General features: G+C 74.3%; 12 protein-coding genes. 9 read left to right on the top strand and 3 right to left on the bottom strand.

The genetic code is table 11. The features are described from left to right. Positions 1-117: 117 nt before the first annotated feature. The gene (locus CP977_RS03215) at positions 118-2,529 is read right to left on the bottom strand and encodes a phosphoketolase family protein (protein ID WP_062757287.1); all 2,412 of its coding nucleotides are present in this window, start codon (positions 2,527-2,529) and stop codon (positions 118-120) included. A 233-nt stretch (positions 2,530-2,762) separates the two neighbouring features. Here CP977_RS03215 and CP977_RS03210 point away from each other — a divergent pair, with 233 nt between their 5' ends. After that, on the top strand, positions 2,763-3,743 hold the full coding sequence (locus CP977_RS03210) for a TerC family protein (RefSeq protein WP_104860610.1): 981 nt from the start codon (positions 2,763-2,765) through the stop codon (positions 3,741-3,743). Between the two features lie 94 nt (positions 3,744-3,837). Next, positions 3,838-4,032, top strand: coding sequence for a hypothetical protein (locus CP977_RS03205; protein WP_062757286.1), 195 nt, complete (start codon positions 3,838-3,840; stop codon positions 4,030-4,032). Positions 4,033-4,053: 21 nt separating this feature from the next. On the opposite strand, the gene CP977_RS03200 is transcribed toward CP977_RS03205, so the two are convergent. Further along, entirely contained in the window at positions 4,054-5,322 is a 1,269-nt protein-coding gene (locus tag CP977_RS03200; RefSeq protein WP_152369571.1) for an MFS transporter, read from the bottom strand. A 160-nt stretch (positions 5,323-5,482) separates the two neighbouring features. Here CP977_RS03200 and CP977_RS03195 point away from each other — a divergent pair, with 160 nt between their 5' ends. The 7 genes from CP977_RS03195 to CP977_RS03165 all read left to right on the top strand — a co-directional run bounded on the left by CP977_RS03195 (position 5,483) and on the right by CP977_RS03165 (position 14,579). After that, positions 5,483-6,022, top strand: coding sequence for a CGNR zinc finger domain-containing protein (locus CP977_RS03195; protein WP_062757285.1), 540 nt, complete (start codon positions 5,483-5,485; stop codon positions 6,020-6,022). Positions 6,023-6,293: 271 nt separating this feature from the next. After that, positions 6,294-7,208 carry an oxygenase MpaB family protein gene (locus tag CP977_RS03190; protein WP_062757284.1) on the top strand — a complete coding sequence of 305 codons (915 nt, stop codon included), beginning with the start codon at positions 6,294-6,296 and terminating at the stop codon, positions 7,206-7,208. Continuing rightward, a complete protein-coding gene (locus tag CP977_RS03185) occupies positions 7,190-9,460 on the top strand; it encodes a serine/threonine-protein kinase (protein WP_109186378.1) in 2,271 nt (756 codons plus the stop codon). Before CP977_RS03190 ends, CP977_RS03185 begins: the two co-directional genes overlap by 19 nt. 130 nt (positions 9,461-9,590) lie before the next feature. Further along, the gene (locus tag CP977_RS03180) at positions 9,591-11,174 is read left to right on the top strand and encodes a phytoene desaturase family protein (protein WP_104860613.1); all 1,584 of its coding nucleotides are present in this window, start codon (positions 9,591-9,593) and stop codon (positions 11,172-11,174) included. Positions 11,175-11,376: 202 nt separating this feature from the next. Next, the gene (gene tdh, locus CP977_RS03175; protein ID WP_062757283.1) at positions 11,377-12,411 is read left to right on the top strand and encodes an L-threonine 3-dehydrogenase; all 1,035 of its coding nucleotides are present in this window, start codon (positions 11,377-11,379) and stop codon (positions 12,409-12,411) included. Positions 12,412-12,414: 3 nt separating this feature from the next. Continuing rightward, complete coding sequence (locus tag CP977_RS03170) at positions 12,415-13,614, top strand: glycine C-acetyltransferase (RefSeq protein WP_062757282.1); 1,200 nt, start codon at positions 12,415-12,417, stop codon at positions 13,612-13,614. A gap of 62 nt (positions 13,615-13,676) precedes the next feature. Then, positions 13,677-14,579 (top strand): LysR family transcriptional regulator, encoded by a 903-nt coding sequence (locus CP977_RS03165; RefSeq protein ID WP_062757281.1) that lies wholly within the window; start codon positions 13,677-13,679, stop codon positions 14,577-14,579. 61 nt (positions 14,580-14,640) lie between these two features. Here CP977_RS03165 and CP977_RS03160 read toward each other — a convergent pair whose 3' ends face one another. Continuing rightward, positions 14,641-16,461: a serine hydrolase domain-containing protein gene (locus tag CP977_RS03160; RefSeq protein ID WP_152369570.1), complete on the bottom strand. Its 1,821-nt coding sequence runs from the start codon at positions 16,459-16,461 to the stop codon at positions 14,641-14,643. Positions 16,462-16,549: the final 88 nt, after the last annotated feature.

Below are 16,549 nucleotides of genomic sequence, written 5' to 3'. Positions count from 1 at the left end.
GTACCACCTCGTGGTCGTCCACGAGGAAGACCCGCGTCGCCGTGCCGGTCGGCTGCTGCTCGGACATGGCGATCCCTGCGGTCGGTGGACACGTACCCGCCCCACCAGGATCGTCCGTCACGGGGCGTCCGCGCGCCGGGCGCCGGACCCGGTCCAGGTCCAGTCGGCGACCTCGGGCATGTCGGTGCCGTGCTCCCGGATCCAGGAGTGGTGGCGGGTGCGGGCGTCCGCCATGGCCTGTCGCACGCCCACGGCCCGTACGCCCAGGCCGGGCACGCGGTCGATCACGTCCATCACCAGGCGGTAGCGGTCGAGGTCGTTGCGCACGACCATGTCGAAGGGGGTCGTGGTGGTGCCCATCTCCTTGTAGCCCCGCACGTGCAGGTTCGCGTGCCCGGCCCGGCGGTAGGCGAGCCGGTGCACCAGCCAGGGGTAGCCGTGGTACCCGAAGATCACCGGCCGGTCCGTGGTGAACAGCGCGTCGTACTCCCCGTCGGTCATGCCGTGCGGGTGCTCCTCGTGGGGCATGAGCCGCGTCATGTCGACCACGTTCACCACCCGGACCGCCAGGTCGGGCAGGTGCCGCCGCAGCAGGCTCGCCGCCGCCAGCACCTCCTGGGTCGGCACGTCGCCCGCGCAGGCGAGGACCACGTCCGGCTCCCGCGTGCCGTCCTCGGTGCCCGCCCACTCCCACACCCCGGCGCCCCGGGCGCAGTGGGCGCGGGCCTCGTCCAGGGACAGCCAGTCGAAGCAGGGCTGCTTGCCGGCGACGATCACGTTGACGTAGTCCCGGCTGCGCAGCGCGTGGTCCGCGACGGACAGCAGGGTGTTGGCGTCCGGCGGCAGGTAGACGCGGACGACCTCGGGGCTCTTGTTGAGCACGTGGTCCACGAAGCCCGGGTCCTGGTGCGAGAAGCCGTTGTGGTCCTGCCGCCACACGTGCGACGTGAGGAGGTAGTTGAGGGAGGCGATCGGGGCCCGCCACGGCAGGGCGCGCGAGGTCCGCAGCCACTTGATGTGCTGGTTGACCATGGAGTCGACGATGTGGACGAACGCCTCGTAGCAGGAGAACAGCCCGTGCCGGCCGGTGAGCAGGTACCCCTCCAGCCAGCCCTGGCAGATGTGCTCGGAGAGGATCTCCATCACGCGCCCGTGCCGGTCCAGGTGCTCGTCGGTCTTCAGGAGCGGTTCCTGCCAGGCCTTGCCGCTGGCCCCGTACACCGCCTGGAGCCGGTTCGACGCGGTCTCGTCGGGGCCGACGAGCCGGAAGTCGCGCCGGTCGGCGGTGGCGTCCATGACGGCTTCGAGCAGGTCCCCGAGGACGCCGGTCGGCTCGTGCCGGGTGGCGCCCGGCTCCTCCACCGGCACGGCGAAGCGCTCCAGGGGCGGTACGGGAAGATCCCGCCGCAGCAGGCCGCCGTTGGCGTGCGGGGTGGCGCCGAGCCGCCGCTCGCCGTCCGGCACGCAGGCGAGCACCCGCGCGGACGGCGCGCCGTCGTCGCCGAACAGCTCCTCGGGCCGGTACGAGCGCAGCCACGCCTCCAGCTGCGCGCGGTGCTCCGCGTTCTCCCGTACGCCCGGCAGGGGCACCTGGTGGGAGCGCCAGGTGCCCTCGACGGGCAGCCCGTCCACCTCGGCCGGGCCGGTCCAGCCCTTCGGGGTGCGCAGCACGATCACCGGCCACCTCGGCCGCTCGGCCGGCCCGCCGTCGCGCGCCTCCCGCTGGACGTCCCGGATGCGGTCGAGCGCCGTGTCCATCGCGGCCGCCATCGCGCGGTGGACTTGGCGCGGGTCGTCGCCGGTCACGTGCAGCGGCTCGTGGCCGTAGCCCCGCAGCAGCTCGTCGAGTTCCGCCTCGGGGAGCCGGGCGAGCACGGTGGGGTTCGCGATCTTGTAGCCGTTGAGGTGCAGGATCGGCAGGACGGCCCCGTCGTGGACGGGGTCGAGGAACTTGTTCGCGTGCCAGGACGCGGCGAGCGGCCCCGTCTCCGCCTCGCCGTCGCCGATGACGCAGGCCACCAGGAGGTCCGGGTTGTCGAGGGCGGCGCCGTACGCGTGCGCCAGGGAGTAGCCCAGCTCGCCGCCCTCGTGGATCGAGCCGGGGGTCTCGGGCGCCACGTGGCTGGGCACGCCGCCGGGGAAGGAGAACTGCCGGAACAGCCGGGTCATGCCCTCCTCGTCCCGGCTCACGTCCGGGTAGACCTCGCTGTAGCTGCCCTCCAGCCAGGAGTTGGCGAGCACGGCCGGGCCGCCGTGGCCGGGCCCCCAGACGCACATCGCGTCGAGGCCCCGGTTCCGGACCACCCGGTTGAGGTGGGTGTGCACGAGGTTGAGCCCCGGGGACGTGCCCCAGTGCCCGAGCAGCCGGGGCTTGATGTGCTCCGGCTCCAGGGGCTTGCGCAGCAGCGGGTTGTCCATCAGGTAGATCTGCCCGACGGCGAGGTAGTTGGCGGCCCGCCAGTGGGCGTCGAGCGCGTCGATCTCCTCGTCGGTCGGGGACGTGCCGTCCGAGCGCTTGTTCCTGCGCATGTCTCCTCCGTCGTGTGCCTCGCGCATACGTGAGTACGTACGTACGTACGTACGGACGCGGCCGTCCGTACGGCCGGCCGGTCCCGGTGGTGCTCCCGGGGCGTCTGCCCCGCGCGCCGCACCGGACACGCCCCGCCCCGGCCCGGGCGCGCACGCTTCATGGTGCCGTTCGCGGCCGGGGGGCGCAGACTCGGTGGTAAGGACCTGTCCGGGCGGACCCCTGCGAGGTCTACGTGCTTGACGTGCCGTTCTGGCTCTGGGCGGCTTTCGCCGCCACGGTGATCGTGTCGCTCACGGTCGACCTGCTGGCCCACCGTCGCGAACACGTCATCGGGTTCAAGGAGGCGGCCGCCTGGAGCGGGCTGTGGGTGGGGCTCGCCCTCGTCTTCGGCGCGGTCGTCTTCCTGGTCCTCGGCGGGACGGCCGGCACCGAGTACACCACCGCCTGGCTCCTGGAGAAGAGCCTGTCGGTCGACAACCTCTTCGTGTTCGCCCTGATCTTCGCCTACTTCAAGGTCCCCCGCGCCTACCAGCACCGCGTGCTGTTCTTCGGCGTCATCGGGGCCCTGGTGTTCCGCGGGATCTTCCTGGCCGCCGGCGTGGCGGTGGTCAGCCGGTTCACCGCCGTCCTGTTCGTCTTCGCCGCCGTGCTCTTCTACAGCACCTACAAGATCCTCAAGGGCGAGGAGGAGAGCTTCGACCCGGGCAGGAGCCTGGCGGTCCGGCTGCTGCGCAAGGTCGTCCCCGTACGGGACGAGTACGCCGGGACGAAGTTCTTCGTCAAGGAGGCCGGCAAGCGCGTGGCGACCCCGCTGCTCGCGGTGGTCGTGGCGATCGAGGCCGCCGACCTGATCTTCGCCGTGGACAGCGTCCCCGCCGTGCTCGCGGTCAGCGACGACGCCTTCATCGTCTACACCAGCAACGCCTTCGCCATCCTGGGCCTGCGCGCCCTGTACTTCATGCTCTCGGGGCTCCTCGACCGCTTCCACTACCTCGGCAAGGGCCTGGCGGTCATCCTCGCCTTCATCGGCGTCAAACTCGTCCTCCAGGCGTCCCACGAGCTCATCAGCACCTCCATACCGGAGATCCCCTCCCCGGTGAGCCTGGCCGTGATCGTGGTGGTCCTGGCGGCTTCCGTGATCCTGAGCCTGCTGCGTCCCCCCGAGACGCCCGACACCGGCCCGCGGGACGATCCGCCCGACCGGAAGCCGTGAGCGAAGGTGCATAACGGCTCATAAAATCCCAATGAGACAGTAAAGAGACTTAAAGGTCTTCTCAAATCTTTTCCACGGTTCTACCGTGAGATGCATGACCAGCCACATGCGTGAGACCGAGCCGCGGGCCGAGCACGTCTGTCCGGTCTGCCGCCGCACCGTCCACAACGAGATCAAACGACACAAGACCCTGGGGGTCTTCGTGCCGCTCTGGGGCCCGGGCCCGTGCCACAACCCCGACTGCACCGAGTACGAGACCCCGCGACGCCGGCCGCGGCCCCGTCCGTGACGCGGCGCGCGGGCGGACTCCTCAGCCGGCGCGGAAGGCCCGCAGGGCGGACGGGGTGACGTTCCGGAAGAACGGCACCGGGGTCACCACGACGGCCAGCGCGAAGACGCCGAAGGCGAACCGCGCGCCGCCCCACTCGGCCAGGAGCCCGACCAGGGCCGCGCCCAGCGGCATGGCCCCGAAGCTGAAGAGCCGGGCCGCCGCGCTGTAGCGGCCGAGCATCTCGTCGGGGACGACCCGCTGGGTGAGGGTGCGGGCGTTGACCGTCCAGAGCGTGCCGCCCATGCCGCCGAGGAAGGCCCCGGCCGCCACCGCACGGATGTCGGTGGTCAGGGCCGGCAGGGCCACCATCAGGGCGGTGCCGACCAGATCGGCGAACATCGCCCAGCGCGCGCCGAGCAGCCGGTTCACCCGGGTGACGACCACCGCGCCGGCGAGCCCGCCGACGCCGAGGGCGCTGAGCACGATGCCGTACTCCCGGGGCCCGAGCGCCATGTCCTGCCGGGCGTACAGCGGCATCAGCGCCAGCCAGGCGCCCCAGACGGCGGCGAGCACGGCGACGATCAGCGACAGCGTGCGCAGCACTCGGTCCCGCCACAGGAAGCGCATTCCCTCGGCGATCCGGGCGTTGACCGGGACGGCCACCGCGTCCGGGGCGGGCGCGGGGGCCCTGAGGCGGCCCACCAGGAGGACCAGGGAGAGGGCGGAGAGGGCGTACGCGACGCTGGTCGCCCCCAGGGCGAGCCCCGTCCCCGCCGCCAGCAGCAGCCCGCCGACGAAGGGCCCGGCGAACTCCTGACCGACGGTCTCGGCCCCCACCATCCAGGCGTTGGCCCCCTCGCGCCGCTCCGCCGGCACCGCGGCCGGGACCAGGGCGGAGGCGGACGTCGAGGCCAGGACGTCGGCGACGCCGAGCACCGCCCCGGCGGCGAGGAGCGCCCCGAGCGTGAGGTCGCCGCCCGTGGCGGAGGCGGTGAGCAGGCCCGTCGCCGCCAGTCGCGCCCCGTTCGCGATCCAGAGCAGCTTCCGCCGGTCGAAGCGGTCGACGAGCACGCCGACGTGCAGGGCGACGAGCAGCCAGGGCAGCGTGAGGGTCAGCGAGACGGCGGTGACCTCGGTGGGGGAGCCGGTGAGCCCGGCGGCGAGCACCGGGAGGGCCATCTTCACCACGCCGTCGGCGAGGTTGGTGACGGCGGTGAAGCCGACCAGGACCGGGGTGTTGCGGCGGCGGGGGTCCGCCGGTCCGGTCTCCCCGCCCGCCTTCGTCGTCCCGGACAGCACGGTGACCATGATCCTCCCCTAACCATCAAACGCTTTAGCCGGTGAGATCACTCTGGCGCACGGCCGGTCGAGGTGCAACCGGCTAAACGCTTTGCCGGTAGGCTGGGGTGGAGGAACGCGCGAAACGCGGAGAAGGCGCGGGAGAAGGTACGGACGAGAGGAGCCCGACGTGCTGGAACCGCCCGCCCAGGCGGTCCTCGTGGAGGCCTTCGCCAACACGGTCGACGTGGAGGAGGGGAGCGACGAGATCGCCACCCCGGCGGGACTCGCCGACTGGCTGCGGGCACGCGGCCTGTTCGACGCGCCCGACGCGATCCCGGACGAGGTCCACCGGAGCTGTCTGGCCCTGCGCGCCGGCATCCGCGAGGGGCTGGGGGCCCACGTCGGCGACGTCCCCGACCCCGCCCTGCTCGCCGCGGCGGACCGGGTCCTCGCCGAGCACCCGGTGCGGATCACGGCGAGCGGCACCCTGACCCCCTCGGCCGGACTGCCCCCGGAGCGCGAGCCGCTGGCGGTGCTCGCCATCGCGTGGAGCGGACTGGTCGCGTCCGGGGACGCGGTCCGGCTCAAGCGCTGCGCGGAGCACACCTGCGGATGGGCCTTCTGGGACGTCTCGAAGAACCGGAGCCGCCGCTGGTGCTCCATGCGGGTGTGCGGAAACCGCAACAAGTCCCGCGCCTACGCCTCCCGGCAGCGACAGGCGACCTGAGACGCGGCCCCGCAGACGCCGCTCCTCCGGCCCCGAAGGGCCTTTCCGCCCGGGCTCGTTCCTCGGGAAACGCCGCCCGCTGCCCCGGCATCCTGTCGCCCCGGCATCGGGACGTTCCGACGACCTCGCCGCCCCGGCCCTCCGGGCCCTCGCCGTTCCGGCACCCTGCCGCCTCAATACACCGGCAGCCTGCTGCCCCGTGAGGAACCCCGGTGAGGAACCCCCGTACCGACCGGCTCCCGCACGGCCCTTCCGGCGTAGCCTGAACGCCATGAGGCAGGACGCCGACCCCGGGCTCTTCGGGCCCCGCTCCGTGACCTGGCAGCTGCACAGCGACCCGGTGATGTGGATCGCCGGCGTCCGGGCCCTGTGGCTCCAGGCGCTGCACCCCGTCGCCGTCCGCGGCGTCATGATCAACAGCAGTTTCCGGCAGGACCCCTGGGGCCGCCTGATGCGGACCGCGAACTTCGTCGGGACCCTCAGCTACGGCACCACCGGCGCGGCGGAGGCGGCCGGCGCCCGCGTCCGCCGCATCCACCGGCGGCTCGGCGTGGACGACCCCGAGCTGCTGCTCTGGGTCCACTGCGCCGAGACCGACTCGTACCTCTCCGTCGCCCGCCGCTCCGGGATCCCGCTCTCCGACGCGGGGGCCGACCGCTACGTCGACGAACACCGCGCCTCGGCCCGGCTCGTCGGCCTCGGCCCGGCCGCCGTCCCGGCGTCCACCGCCGAACTCGCCGCCTACTTCGAGGCGGTGCGCCCCCGCCTCGCCGCCGGACCGGACGCCCGGACCGTCGAGGACTTCCTGCGCCGACCGCCCGTCAAACCCGCCCTGGTCCCGGCGCGCGAGGTGATCTGGCGGCGCGTCACGGCACTCGCGTACGACACCCTGCCCCCGTACGCCCACGCCCTCTACGGACGGCCCGCCCCGCCACCGGAGACCGTCACCCGCCGGCTCGTCGCCACTGCCAACCTCCTGCGCTGCGTCCCCTCCGGCCTGCGCTGGAGGCTGCCGCCCCGGCACATCCTCCGGGCCGTGGAACGGCTCGGCCCGGAGACGCGACCCGACCCGTACGCGTACCCCACCCCGTACCCGTTGTCCGACCCGGCGGCCATACTGGACACACCGGAAAGGGCGCACGGAATCGACGGGGGCGGCGGCACGCGATGGGGGACTCCAGACTGATCCAGGGCCGGTACCGCCTGCACGAGGTCATCGGCCGCGGGGGCATGGGCGAGGTGTGGCGCGCCACCGACGAGGCGCTCGGCCGCCGCGTCGCCGTGAAGTGCCTCAAACCGCTCGGTCCGCAGCAGGACCCGCACGTCCGCGACGTGGTGCGCGAGCGCTTCCGCCGCGAGGCCCGGGTGGCCGCCGCGCTCCAGCACCGGGGCATCACCGTCGTGCACGACTTCGGAGAGTACGAGGGCGTGCTCTTCCTCGTCATGGAGCTCCTGGAGGGCCGCAACCTCAGCCAGCTCCTCGCGGCCAACGCCCAGAGCCCGCTGCCCGTCCAGGACCTCGTGGAGATCACCGACCAGGTCGCCGACGCCCTCGCGTACACGCACGGCCAGGGCATCGTGCACCGCGACCTGAAGCCCGCGAACATCATGCGGCTGCGGGACGGCACGGTGAAGATCTGCGACTTCGGGATAGCGCGACTCGGCGCCGACATGGGCTTCACCTCCAAGCTCACCGGGACCGGCATCGCCATGGGGACGCCCCACTACATGTCCCCGGAGCAGATCGGCGGCGGCGAGATCGACCACCGCAGCGACCTCTACTCGCTGGGATGCGTCCTGTACGAACTCGCCACCGGCGTCCCGCCCTTCGACCTCGGCGACTCCTGGGCGATCCTCATCGGGCACCGGGACACGGTGCCGAGCCCGCCGCGCGCCCACCGGGCCGAGCTGCCCGACTACTTCGACCGCCTCGTGGTCGACCTGCTCGCCAAGGTCCCCGAGGAGCGGCCGGCCGACGCGGGCGACCTGCGCCGCCGGATCGTCTCGGGCCGTGCGGGCCCCTCGCCGTTCGCGCCGCTGCCCGGCGTGCCCGCGCAGCCGCCCCTCCCGCCGACCCGGCCCGTGCCGGTGGACCTCCCGCCCGGCCCCGCCGCCCCCGCGCCCGCGTGGGCCCGCGGCATGACCGGAGGCCACCGCCCGGCCGCCGCTGCCGACGGCCCGCGCCCGCTCGCCCACGACCCCGCCGCGGCCGTCCTCACCACCGAGTGGACCACCCCCGCGCCCGCCACCTGCTTCCCCGCCACCCCGTCCACCCCATTCACCTCGGCCGCGCCTCCCGCCGAGCTGGTCGCGGTGCTCGCCGGCCGGTACCGGGCCGGCATGGGCCTCGGCAGGCTCGGCCGCTGGGACGAGGCCGAGGCGGTGCACCGCTCCGTCGCCGAGGACCGCTCGCGCGTCCTCGGCCCCGACCACCCCGACACCCTCGCCAGCCACTACGAGGTCGGCTTCGCCCTCGCCCGCCTCGACCGCCCCGCCGACGCCCTGCACGTCTTCGACCGGGTCGCCCGCGCCCGCGCCCGCGTCCTCGGAGAGGACCACCCCGACACGCTCGCGGCCCGGCAGGAACGGGCGTACGCGCTCGGGCGCCTCGGCCGCCACCCCGAGGCGTACGAGCTCTACGTCGAGGTGCTCGCCGCCCGCGAGCGCGCCGTCGGCCCCGACCACCCCGACACCCTGCGCTGCCGGCACAACCTGGCGTTCACCCTCGCCAGCCTCGGCCGCCTGGAGGAGTCGTACCGCACGGCGCACGAGGTCGCGGAGGCGCGGGCCCGGCTGCTCGGCCCCGCCCACCCCGACACCCTGGCGACCCGCCAGGAGGTCGCCCACGTCCTCGGGCGCCTGGGGCGTGGGGAGGAGGCCCTCGTCCAGTACCGCGCGGTCGCCGAGGCGCGCGCCGCGGCCCTCGGCGCCGACCACCCCGAGACCCTCGCCGCCCGCTACGAGACCGGCGTCTTCCTCGGCCGGCTCGGCCAGGCCGCCGACGCCCTGGACGTCTGCCGGGACCTCGTCGCCGCCCGCACCCGCGCCCAGGGCGCCGACGGGCCCGAGACCCTGCGCGCCCGCCACGCCCTCGCCGTCAACCTCGGCCGCCTCGGACGCTGGGAGGAGGCGCTCGCGGAGTCCCGGGAGGTCCACGCCCTCCGGGAGCGCGTCCTGGGCGCCGACCACCCGGACACCCTCCTCAGCCGCCGCGAGACCGCCGTCGCCCTCGGTCGGCTCGACCGCTGGGAGGAGGCCCGGGAGACCCACCGCGCCGTCGCCGCCGCCCGCACCCGGCTCCTGGGCCCCGCCCACCCCGACACCGTCGCCGCCCTGGAGGACGAGGCCCACTGCCTGGAGCGCCTCGGCCGCCCCGCCGACGCCGCCGCCCTCCTCCTCGGAGCGGCCACACCCCCACGGGGAGCGGCCTCCGCCTGACCGCGACACCGCACGGGAGACGGCCCCGCCGGAGGTGACCGCCCCCCGCCGGAGGCGGCAGGCCCACCGGAGGCGACGGCCCCCGGCCCCGTCCCCTTTCCCGGCCCCCGCCCGCGTGTGAGCATGAGCCATGACCGCCTCCGCCCCGCCCCCCGACGCCCCCGCGCCCGCCGCCCCGTACGACGCCGTCGTCGTCGGGGGCGGGCACAACGGGCTCGTCGCCGCCGCCTACCTGGCCCGCGCCGGACGGACCGTCCTCGTCCTGGAACGGCTCGGCTCCACGGGCGGGGCGGCCGTCTCCACCCGCCCGTTCGCCGGGGTGGACGCCCGCCTCTCCCGGTACTCGTACCTCGTCTCGCTCCTCCCGGAGAAGATCGTCCGGGACCTCGGGCTGACGTTCGAGGTGCGGAAGCGGTCCGTCTCCTCGTACACCCCGAAGGGGGACGGCGGGCTCCTCGTCGGCGGCGGCCCCGAGCGCACCCGCGCCTCCTTCGCCGCGCTGACCGGCTCCGACCGCGCGTACGAGGCCTGGCAGGCGTTCTACGCCCGCACCGGCCGGGCCGCCCGCCGGATCTTCCCCACCCTCACCGAACCGCTCCCCACCCGGGCCGAGCTGCGCGCCCGCGTCGACGACGCCGACACCTGGCGGATGCTCTTCGAGGAACCCCTCGGCGCCACCCTCGAACGGACCTTCGCCGACGACCTGGTCCGCGGCGTCGTCCTCACCGACGCCCTCATCGGCACCTTCGCCGACGCCCACGACCCGACCCTCCTCCAGAACCGCTGCTTCCTCTACCACGTCATCGGCGGCGGCACCGGCGACTGGGACGTGCCCGTGGGCGGCATGGGCGCCCTCACCGACGCCCTCGCGGACGCGGCCCGCGCCGCCGGGGCCCACCTCCGCACCGGCCACGAGGTCACCCGGATCGAGACCGACGGGCGCCGCGCCGAGGTCACGTACCGCACCGCCGACGGCGAGGGGACCGTCGAGGCGGGCCACGTCCTCGTCAACGCCTCCCCGCGCGACCTCGCCGCCCTCCTCGGCGACCCGCCCCCGCCCGCCCCCGAGGGCGCCCAGCTCAAGGTCAACATGCTGCTCACCCGGCTGCCGAGGCTCCGGGACCGCTCCGTCGACCCCCGCGAGGCCTTCGCCGGCACCTTCCACATCGCCGAGGGGTACGGGCAGCTGGCCGCCGCCCACGCCGAGGCCGCCGCCGGGCGCCTGCCCACCGCCCCGCCCTCCGAGATCTACTGCCACTCCCTGACCGACCCGACGATCCTCGGCCCGGACCTCGCCGCCCGGGGGTACCAGACCCTCACCCTCTTCGGACTGCACACCCCCGCCCGGCTGTTCGCCGCCGACAACGACGGCGCCCGTACCGCACTCCTCGCCGCAACCCTCGCCCAGCTCGACGCCCACCTGGACGAGCCGGTCGCCGACTGCCTCGCCCTCGACGCCGACGGGCGGCCCTGCGTCGAGGCGAAGACCCCGCTCGACCTCGAACGCGACCTGCGGCTGCCCGGCGGCCACATCTTCCACCGCGACCTCTCCTTCCCGTACGCGGACGAGTCCCCCGACGGGGAGGGCGGGGGCCGCTGGGGCGTGGAGACCCGCCACGCCAACGTGCTCCTGTGCGGCGCGGGCGCGATCCGGGGCGGGGGAGTGAGCGGCGTCCCCGGCCACAACGCGGCGATGAGCGTCCTGGGGCGGTGACGCCCCCAGGGGTGGGCGTCGTGCCCGCGTGTTGACGCCGGGCCGTCCCCGCCCGGGGTGTGAAGCTGATCTGCGAGCGCGCTTAAGAAATCCTCGATGGACCGGGAGCCGCGCGTACGGAAGATTCTCTTCCAGGGATCTTGGGCGTACAGCCCTGCCCTCACCCCCACATCACAGGACACGCACGTCGGGAGCCGTTGCATTGAAGGCACTGGTCAAGCTGAAGGCGGAGCCGGGACTCTGGCTCACGGACGTGCCCGAGCCGGAGACCGGCCCCGGAGACGTCCTCATCAAGGTCAAGCGGACCGGCATCTGCGGCACCGACCTGCACATCCGCTCCTGGGACGGCTGGGCGCAGAAGACGATCGACACCCCGCTGACGCTCGGCCACGAGTTCGTCGGCGAGGTCGTCCACACCGGCCGTGACGTCGCCGACATCGCCGTCGGCGACCTGGTCAGCGGCGAGGGCCACCTCGTCTGCGGCAAGTGCCGCAACTGCCTGGCCGGCCGCCGCCACCTCTGCCGCGCCACCGTCGGCCTCGGCGTCGGCCGCGACGGCGCCTTCGCCGAGTACGTCGTGCTGCCCGCCTCCAACGTGTGGGTGCACCGGGTCCCCGTCGACCTCGACGTCGCCGCGATCTTCGACCCCTTCGGCAACGCCGTCCACACCGCGCTCTCCTTCCCGCTCGTCGGCGAGGACGTCCTGGTCACCGGCGCCGGCCCGATCGGCATCATGGCCGCCGCCGTCGCCAAGCACGCCGGCGCCCGCAACGTCGTCATCACCGACGTCAGCGAGGAGCGCCTGGAACTCGCCCGCAAGACGGGCGTCACCCTCGCCCTGAACGTCGCCGAGCACACCATCGCGGACGGCCAGCGCACCCTCGGGCTCAAGGAGGGCTTCGACGTCGGCCTGGAGATGTCCGGCAACCCGCACGCGATGCGAGACATGGTCGCCAACATGACCCACGGCGGCAAGATCGCCATGCTGGGCCTGCCCAGCGAGGACTTCGCCGTCGACTGGGCCAAGATCGTCACCTCCATGATCACGGTCAAGGGCATCTACGGCCGCGAGATGTTCGAGACCTGGTACGCCATGTCGGTGCTCCTGGAGGGCGGCCTCGACCTCGCCCCCGTGATCACCGGCCGGTACGCGTACACCGACTTCGAGGCCGCCTTCGACGACGCGGCCTCCGGCAAGAGCGGCAAGATCATCCTCGACTGGACTGCGGGAGCCTGACCCATGTTCGATTCCGTTCGCGACGACATCCGAGCCACCCTCGAAGAGATCGAGCAGGCCGGGCTCCACAAGCCCGAGCGCGTCATCGGCACCCCCCAGTCGGCCACCGTCGAGGTGACCGCCGGCGGCCGCCCCGGCGAGGTGCTCAACTTCTGCGCCAACAACTACCTGGGCCTCGCCGACCACCCCGACGTGGTCGCCGCCGCCCACGCGGCCCTGGACCGCTGGGGCTACGGCATGGCGTCCGTCCGCTTCATCTGCGGCACGCAGGAGGTCCACAAGGAGCTGGAGGCGCGCCTGTCCTCCTTCCTCGGCCAGGAGGACACGATCCTCTACTCCTCCTGCTTCGACGCCAACGGCGGCGTCTTCGAGACGCTCCTCGGCGCCGAGGACGCGGTCATCTCCGACGCCCTCAACCACGCCTCGATCATCGACGGCATCCGCCTCTCCAAGGCCCGCCGCTTCCGCTACGCCAACCGCGACATGGCGGACCTGGAGCGGCAGCTCAAGGAGGCCGTCGAGGGCGGCGCCCGGCGCAAGCTGATCGTCACCGACGGCGTCTTCTCGATGGACGGCTACGTCGCCCCGCTGGACGAGATCTGCGACCTGGCCGAGCGCTACGACGCCATGGTCATGGTGGACGACTCGCACGCCGTCGGCTTCGTCGGCCCCGGCGGGCGCGGCACCCCCGAGCTGCACGGCGTCATGGACCGCGTCGACATCATCACCGGCACCCTGGGCAAGGCCCTCGGCGGGGCCTCCGGCGGCTACGTCGCCGCCCGCGCCGAGATCGTCGCCCTGCTGCGCCAGCGCTCCCGCCCGTACCTCTTCTCCAACACCCTCGCCCCGGTCATCGCCGCCGCCTCCCTCAAGGTCCTCGACCTCCTGGAGTCCGCCGGCGACCTGCGCGACCGGCTCAGGGCCAACACGGCGCTCTTCCGCTCCCGCATGACCGAGGAGGGCTTCGACGTCCTCCCCGGCGACCACGCCATCGCCCCCGTCATGATCGGGGACGCGGCCGTCGCCGGCCGGATGGCCGAGCTGCTCCTGGAGCGCGGCGTGTACGTGATCGGCTTCTCGTACCCGGTCGTGCCGCAGGGCCAGGCCCGCATCCGCGTCCAGCTCTCGGCCGCCCACTCCACGGAGGACGTGAACCGGGCCGTGGACGCGTTCGTCGCGGCCCGCGCCGCCCTGGCGGGCTGAGGGCAGCAGCGGACCCCGGTCCGCGGGCCGGAGCAGCCCCTCCGGCCTGCGAGACTGGGAGCATGATCGAAGCGCGGCGGTTGCACATCCTCCGTGCGGTGGCCGACCACCGCACGGTCACGGCGGCGGCCGCCGCGCTCTACCTCACCCCCTCCGCCGTCTCCCAGCAGCTCGCCGCCCTGGAACAGGAGACCGGCCACCGCCTGGTCGAGCGCAGCGCCCGGGGCGCCCGCCTCACCCCGGCCGGCGAGATCCTGCTGAGCCACGCCAACGCCGTCCTGGCCCAGCTGGAGCGCGCCGAGGCCGAACTCGCCGCCTACGGCTCAGGCGAGGCCGGTACGGTCACGGTCGCCGCTTTCGCCACCGGCATCGGCCTCGTCGTGGCCCCCGCCCTCACGGCGCTCGCCCGCACCGCGCCCGGCATCCGGGTCCGGGTGCGGGACGCCGAGGGCGACGAGAGCCTGCTCATGGTCCTGGACCGGCAGGTGGACGTGGCCGTCGCCGTCGAGTACCGGGGCGCCCCCGGCGAGGACGACGACCGCCTCACCCGCGTCCCGCTCTACGCGGAGCCCTTCGATGCGGTCCTGCCGCCCGCCCACCCCCTGGCGGCCGGCGGGCGGGTCGCGCTCTCCGCGCTCGCCAAGGACGACTGGATCGGGCAGTCCACCGGCAATCCCTGCCACGACGTCACCGTCCTGGCCTGCGAGTACGCCGGCTTCGCCCCCCGCTTCGCGCACGTCTCCGACGACTTCCGCGCCGTCGTCGCCCTCGCCTCCGCCTCCGCCGGAGTGGCCCTCGTGCCCCGCTCGGCGCTGCGCGGAATGGACCTCACGGGCGTCGAGGTCCGGCCCGTGGACGGGGTCGCCCCCACCCGCCGGGTCTTCGCGGCGGTGCGGCGCGGAGCCGAGGAACACCCCCTGATCAGCCCGCTCCTGACGGAGCTGCGCACGGCGGCGGCCGACTGAGGACCGCCTCCCGCGCACGGCGGCCGACCGACCACCCCCGCACCCGGGCCGGAACGACACGTCAGTCCCGGGACGCCGTCCACCCCACCGCCTCGATCCGCGCGCCGTCCGCCGGCCGGGCCTCGTCGAAGAGCGGCCGGCCGGCGGTGTCGAGGACCCGCAGCCCGTCCACGTACACCCCGCGCCCGACGTACCGCGCGTCCGTCGCGTACCGCCACCGCAGCCGTACGGGGACGGCGCCCCGGGCCGCCGCCGGGACCTCGGCCGCGAGCCGGTGCCAGACCCGCCCGGACCAGCCGCCCGCCGCCCCCACCGGGTGCGGCGACGGCTCCCCTCCCGGGCGCGCGGTGGTGAACGGCAGCGGCTCCCAGACCGCCCCGCCGTCGCGGGAGACCTCCAGGAAGGCGGCGTCCGCGTCCGGTTCGGTGTCCCACCACAGCGCGCACTCCAGACGCGCGGCGCCGGGCACCGGGGGCAGGGCGAGGGTGGCGGCGGTGCCGCTCGCCATCCCCGAGAACCAGGCCGTCCGCCCCTGGGCGGGCCGTACGGGCACGGCCCTGGCCAGCCGGTTCGCGGTGGCGACGCGCGGCGCGGACCCGGAGCGCCAGGAGCGCACCGGGTGCACGGAGTTGCCGAGGACGATCAGGAACGAGTCGGTCGTCGGGTCCAGGACGAGGCTGGTGCCGGTGAAGCCGGTGTGCCCGGCCGTGCGGGGCGTGGCCATCGCGCCCATGTACCAGTGCTGGTGCAGCTCGAAGCCGAGCCCGTGCGCGTCACCGGGGAAGGCGGTGTTGAAGTCGGTGAACATCAGCTCCACGGACGCGGGGGAGAGGATGCGGGCCCGGCCGTACGCCCCGCCGTTGAGCAGGGCGCGGGCGAGGATCGCCAGGTCCCAGGCGCGCGAGAAGATCCCGGCGTGCCCGGCGACCCCGCCGAGCGCGTACGCGTTCTCGTCGTGGACCTCGCCCCACACCATCCCCCGGTCCAGGCCCGACCAGGGCGGCCGGGCGTCCTCGGTGGCGGCGATGTCCGGCCGCCAGGACGGCGGCGGGTTGAAGCGCGTGCGGTGCATCCCGAGCGGAGCGGTGATCTCGTCGTGGAGCAGGACGTCCAGACCGCGACCGGTGATCTCCTCCAGGACCAACTGGAGCGTGATCAGGTTGAGATCGGAGTAGAGGTACGCGGACCCCGGCGGGTTCGCGAGCCGCTCCTCCCAGAGGAGCCGCAGCCTCCCCTCCCGCGTCGGCTCCCGGTAGAGCGGGATCCAGGACCGGAACCCGGAGGTGTGGGTGAGCAGATGGCGCACCGTCACGTCCCGCTTCCCGCCGCCGCCGAACTCCGGCAGGTACGCCGTGACCCTCGCCTCCAGATCGAGCGTCCCGCGCTCGATCTGCTGCACGGCCAGGATCGAGGTGAACAGCTTGGAGACCGAGGCCAGGTCGAAGACGGTGTCCACGGTCGTCGGCCGCTGCCGCTCCGGCGGCAGTTCGACGCCGGTGTCGGTCTTCTCGTCGTACGCGGCGTAGCGCACGGCCGAGCCGATCGCCCGGTGCAGGGCCACGGTCCCGCCGCGCCCGGCGAGCAGCACGGCGCCCGCGTACCAGGGATGCGCGGGGGAGGGGGCGAGGAACGCCTCGGCCTCCGCCACCAGTCCGTCCAGGTGCGGCGCGAGCAGCCCGGCCCGCGCGGCCGGACCGCGCCGCAGGGTGGTCCGCCGCGCGGGGATCCCGGTCCCGGGACCGCTTCCTGACCCGCTTTCGGCCCCTGCCGCGAGGCCGGCGCCGGGCACCGCACCGATCACCACCGCTCCTCCGAGGGCCAGGAGCCCGCCGCCGAACGCGCGCCGGGTCGAACGTCCTTGTCTCGCCGCATCCTCCGTCATGCCCACTGTCTCCCACCGGGGCCCGCCGCCAAACGGCCCCGTTCGAACATCCCTTCCGGTAGCATCGGCCGGGACGATCTCTTTGCTT

This window comes from Streptomyces cinereoruber, assembly GCF_009299385.1.
Taxonomy (GTDB): Bacteria; Actinomycetota; Actinomycetes; order Streptomycetales; family Streptomycetaceae; genus Streptomyces; species Streptomyces bikiniensis.
The sequence above is the reverse complement of the archived record's forward strand: the minus strand, read 5'-3'. Positions and strand labels throughout refer to the sequence as shown.

Bases quoted from the DNA above. Each gene is read 5' to 3' on its own strand.
- CP977_RS03180 (WP_104860613.1), top strand. From the start codon at position 9,591: ATGACCGCCTCCGCCCCGCCCCCCGACGCCCCCGCGCCCGCCGCCCCG.
- CP977_RS03165 (WP_062757281.1), top strand. From the start codon at position 13,677: ATGATCGAAGCGCGGCGGTTGCACATCCTCCGTGCGGTGGCCGACCAC.
- CP977_RS03205 (WP_062757286.1), top strand. From the start codon at position 3,838: ATGACCAGCCACATGCGTGAGACCGAGCCGCGGGCCGAGCACGTCTGT.
- CP977_RS03185 (WP_109186378.1), top strand. From the start codon at position 7,190: ATGGGGGACTCCAGACTGATCCAGGGCCGGTACCGCCTGCACGAGGTC.
- CP977_RS03160 (WP_152369570.1), bottom strand. From the start codon at position 16,461: ATGACGGAGGATGCGGCGAGACAAGGACGTTCGACCCGGCGCGCGTTC.
- CP977_RS03190 (WP_062757284.1), top strand. From the start codon at position 6,294: ATGAGGCAGGACGCCGACCCCGGGCTCTTCGGGCCCCGCTCCGTGACC.
- CP977_RS03215 (WP_062757287.1), bottom strand. From the start codon at position 2,529: ATGCGCAGGAACAAGCGCTCGGACGGCACGTCCCCGACCGACGAGGAG.
- CP977_RS03200 (WP_152369571.1), bottom strand. From the start codon at position 5,322: ATGGTCACCGTGCTGTCCGGGACGACGAAGGCGGGCGGGGAGACCGGA.
- CP977_RS03170 (WP_062757282.1), top strand. From the start codon at position 12,415: ATGTTCGATTCCGTTCGCGACGACATCCGAGCCACCCTCGAAGAGATC.